The sequence below is a fragment of the Dietzia maris genome (assembly GCF_014144855.1).
GTDB lineage: Bacteria > Actinomycetota > Actinomycetes > Mycobacteriales > Mycobacteriaceae > Dietzia > Dietzia kunjamensis.
Map to the genome: position 1 here is coordinate 1 of NZ_JAALDN010000553.1, position 1,515 is coordinate 1,515.

Genomic DNA, 1,515 nt, shown 5'->3' on the forward strand with positions numbered 1-1,515 from the left:
GGGGCGGACGCGGGGCAGGGCCAGGGCGGCGGTCGCTCGGGCGGCGGGTACGACGACATCCCGCCGCCGCCCGAGGAACCGGAGCCGGAACCGGGCGAGCCCAACAGCCCGCCCCCGCAGCCGGTCAGCGAGGAGGAGATGGTGGACGAGGCCCGCAGTGGCCCCCAGAACCTCGACCACCGGACCGGTGAGGACATCGCGTTGGCCCTGCTCAAGGAGCACCTGGGGGCCCGCCCGCTCGAGCGCTGACCCACCCGCCCCGCCGCGCGCCGGGGCACGGTGTCCTACCGGACGGTTACGCTGGGAACCGACCGACCGGGGCCGCCCCGGCAGGGTCAGGCCTGAACACCAGCCATGAACTCAGCACTGCCCCGCACACCGCCGAAAGGACCCCGCCATGCAGCCCGGACCCGACATGAACGCCCTGCTCCAGCAGGCACAGCAGATGCAGGCCCAGCTCGCCGAGGCGCAGCAGGAGATCGCCGCGAGCACCGTCGACGGTCAGGCAGGCGGCGGACTCGTCACCGTCTCCATGCGCGGCACCGGTGAGGTCACCGGCGTCACGATCGACCCGAAGGTCGTCGACCCCGAGGACATCGAGACGCTGCAGGACCTCCTCGTCGGCGCGTTCGGCGATGCCCACACCAAGGTGCAGGAGCTCGCCGAGTCCCGGCTCGGCCCGCTGGCCTCCGGTGGCGGCCTCGGCGACATGATGGGCGGACTGGGAATGTGAGCCTGCGGGGCCCGGCACGTTCCGGGCCCCGCCACCGGGTTCCGACTCGTAATCGGACCCGCCACCCGGCGACGCAGCCGTCGTCGGGACAGCAAGAGCACAGGAAAGCGCGATGTACGAGGGACCGGTCCAGAACCTGATCGACGAGTTCGGCAAGCTGCCGGGCATCGGTCCGAAGTCTGCGCAACGCCTGGCCTTCCACCTGCTGCAGGCCGAGCCCGACTCCGTCGAACGCCTCCGCTCCGCGCTGCAGGCCGTGGTCGAGGGCGTCACCTACTGCGAGGTCTGCGGGACCGTCGCGGCGGCCGAGCGCTGCCGTATCTGCTCGGACCCGCGCCGCGACCCCACGCTCATCTGCGTGGTCGAGGAGCCCAAGGACATCGAGGCCATCGAGCGCACCCGGGAGTTCCGCGGGCTCTACCACGTGCTCGGCGGGGCGCTCGACCCCATCAACGGCATCGGACCCAACGAACTTCGCATCGCCGGGCTGATGCGGCGGGTCGGCGGGGAGGCCGAGGGCGAGGAGATCGCCGAGATCATCATCGCGACCGATCCCAACACCACCGGCGAGGCCACCAGCACTTACCTGGCCCGTCTGCTGCGGCCATTCCCCGATCTCGTGGTGAGCCGCCTGGCGTCCGGCCTGCCGATGGGCGCCGACCTGGAGTTCGCCGACGAGCTCACCCTCGGCAGCGCACTGTCGGGGCGCCGCATCCTCTCGGGCGGGCCCGCCCAGGCCCCCCGGTCGGGCGGCGTGCTGCGCCCCGAGCAGATCGACCCCG

Annotated in this window: 1 protein-coding gene and 2 pseudogenes; all 3 read left to right on the top strand. The window is 72.7% G+C overall.

Features of this window, described 5'->3' with window-relative positions; genetic code table 11:
- Positions 1 to 249, top strand: a pseudogene (locus G6024_RS16120) (DNA polymerase III subunit gamma/tau); the annotation flags it as partial.
- Positions 250 to 397: 148 nt separating this feature from the next.
- Positions 398 to 733 carry a YbaB/EbfC family nucleoid-associated protein gene (locus tag G6024_RS16125; protein WP_067714618.1) on the top strand — a complete coding sequence of 112 codons (336 nt, stop codon included), beginning with the start codon at positions 398 to 400 and terminating at the stop codon, positions 731 to 733.
- Positions 734 to 845: 112 nt separating this feature from the next.
- A pseudogene (recR, locus tag G6024_RS16130) lies at positions 846 to 1,451 on the top strand (recombination mediator RecR); the annotation flags it as partial.
- Between the last annotated feature and the right edge of the window lie 64 nt (positions 1,452 to 1,515).